4 protein-coding genes are annotated in these 2,289 nt (G+C 41.9%); 3 read left to right on the forward strand and 1 reads right to left on the reverse strand.

Annotated elements, in window-relative coordinates:
* Nucleotides 1–27 precede the first annotated feature (27 nt).
* The 3 genes from rpmI to WAK81_RS13015 all read left to right on the forward strand — a co-directional run bounded on the left by rpmI (nt 28) and on the right by WAK81_RS13015 (nt 1,230).
* Nucleotides 28–222, forward strand: coding sequence for a 50S ribosomal protein L35 (rpmI, locus tag WAK81_RS13005; protein ID WP_004278281.1), 195 nt, complete (start codon nt 28–30; stop codon nt 220–222).
* Between the two features lie 11 nt (nt 223–233).
* Nucleotides 234–593 carry a 50S ribosomal protein L20 gene (rplT, locus tag WAK81_RS13010; RefSeq protein ID WP_004647525.1) on the forward strand — a complete coding sequence of 120 codons (360 nt, stop codon included), beginning with the start codon at nt 234–236 and terminating at the stop codon, nt 591–593.
* Nucleotides 594–747: 154 nt separating this feature from the next.
* The gene (locus tag WAK81_RS13015) at nt 748–1,230 is read left to right on the forward strand and encodes a GNAT family N-acetyltransferase (RefSeq protein ID WP_422197373.1); all 483 of its coding nucleotides are present in this window, start codon (nt 748–750) and stop codon (nt 1,228–1,230) included.
* 348 nt (nt 1,231–1,578) lie between these two features.
* Here WAK81_RS13015 and WAK81_RS13020 read toward each other — a convergent pair.
* Nucleotides 1,579–2,289: hypothetical protein (locus tag WAK81_RS13020; protein WP_422197375.1), on the reverse strand; the 711-nt coding region annotated here is incomplete at its 5' end.

Raw genomic sequence — 2,289 nt, forward strand, 5'->3', positions numbered from 1 at the left:
CCGAACAGGTGTTCAAAAGAGGTTGTTATGCCTAAGATGAAAACTCGCCGTGGTGCAGCTAAACGCTTTAAAGCGACTGCTAACGGTTTTAAGCGTAAACAAGCGTTCAAACGCCACATTTTGACCAAAAAATCTGCTAAGCGTATTCGTCAATTGCGCGGCTGTGTAATGGTTCACGTAAGTGACGTTGCTTCAGTTCGTCGTATGTGCCCGTACATCTAAGGAGATTATAAATGGCTCGTGTAAAACGTGGTGTACAGGCTCATCGCCGTCACAAAAAAATTCTTGCTCGCGCTAAAGGTTACTATGGTGCTCGTTCACGCGTTTACCGCGTAGCGTTCCAGGCGGTAATCAAAGCTGGTCAATATGCTTACCGTGACCGTCGTCAGAAGAAACGTCAATTCCGCGCTTTGTGGATTGCACGTATCAACGCTGGTGCTCGTCAAAATGGTTTGTCGTACAGCCGTATGATCGCTGGCTTGAAAAAAGCTCAAGTGATTATCGACCGTCGCGTACTTGCTGACATCGCTATGCATGACGCAGTTGCGTTTGCTGCTTTAGCTTCTAAAGCTAAAGATGCATTGGCTGCATAAGTCTTTATGACTTGAAAAAGACCGCTTTTAGCGGTCTTTTTTTTATGCTTAAGTAAAAGTAATCATTTTAAATATTATTTAAAAATCAGTATTGTAAATCTTATATTTTTTAGTCATTGTTAAATTGCATAATCAAAAATAAGGCTTAAAAATAATGATTCTACTTGCCACTCAACAGGATGTCCTGCCGATTGCCCAAGTGCATGTACAAAGCTGGCATGAAAGCTATCAAAATATCATTAAACCAGAAATTTTAGATGAATTGAGTGTAGAACAAAGAGCCGCTTTGTGGCGTTCTGTGCTTGAACAGGAAAATCGACGGGTATTCGTCTATGAAAAAAATGCTCAGGTGCTCGGATTTGCTGCCTTTAATTTTCCAGTGGAGGCGCCAATCAGTGAATTGAGAGCTTTGTATTTATTGAAACAGATTCAAGGTCAAGGTGTGGGCTCTGAAATGGTTCAATTAGGTCTGGGCTTAAGTCGAGAAAAATCCTACCAGCATATGCAATGCAGCGTATTGAACCTGAATTCCAGTCGTTATTTTTATGAAAAGACCGGCGCCTATTTTGTCAGTGAAGAAGATGCCAGCGATCTGGGCGAGAATCTTAAAGACTTATGTTATCAGTGGGACATTTAATTTTTGAATACTCTAGCCAAGCTGGCTCAATGTGGAAAAATCTAAACCCTGGAAAAAGACGATGGAAAATGAACAGCTCTTGTACTGTATGGCTGATTTATCCTTTTATCTCAAGATCTCTACTGATCAATCAAAAGGGCCATCCATCGGGCGATCAGCAAATAGCAGCTTCGGCTCATTCAAATAATGCTGAAATTTTCAGACAGCTGCTTGACCTTAATTCCATCATAGGTTGGATAATCAAAACCTATCACAAAATCGTCAGCATTATTTCAAGCTGATGTCTGCTTCTGAGTATCAACGTCTCCATTGAATTCTGCCCGGAATGTAAGCTTTTCTGGCAAAATGTTAAAGGCCGAAATAGTAGCCAATCAGACAAATAATCACAGTGATCACAATTAAGGTCAGCACATTTGCAGACGAACTGGATTTGCCTGGGTCCTGAGGTTTTTCTGCTTTAGAAATTTTTGGTGAGCGGTCTTCGGTACTCATACCGACAAATGGATCAGGCGCAACTTTAGGTGTTAGCTGTGCCGTTTTATAGTGGTTGGCGACTTTGCTGATGAATTTAGCACTTAAATCATCAATTTTCTGCGAAAAATGACGCAGGTTAAGCTGCTGCTCGGGGCTAAGTACTTCACCATTTGTGTGATATGGATGCTGAATTTTAGTTTGAATAAAGTCGTTTAAGGCATCTAGGCGGTATAAGGTCTGGTGAGCATAATCTGCTGAATAATCAGTTGGGATTAAAGCTAAATGACTTTCGCTATCGGCCTGAATGGCAGGCATGGTGCCGTAATAAGGCAAATTGATATACGCTGGCTCGGTAAAATCTTGGGCAAGGCTACTTTCAAACAGTTCATGATCGGTATAGGCTTGAATATCGTCCCAGTTCGGTGCTTCCAGATCTACATCAATGCGCTTGGCCAGTTTGGGATTCAGCTCATAACACCAGAATGTTTCATGACGTAAAGGGGACTGCTGTGATTTAGGGGCTTCGTAGTCATTGTCTGCGCTATACCATTCAGGGAGTTCCTTGCCGATGATCCAGGCAGTTTT

Origin of the sequence: Acinetobacter sp. (assembly GCF_049284435.1) — a bacterium.
GTDB lineage: Bacteria > Pseudomonadota > Gammaproteobacteria > Pseudomonadales > Moraxellaceae > Acinetobacter.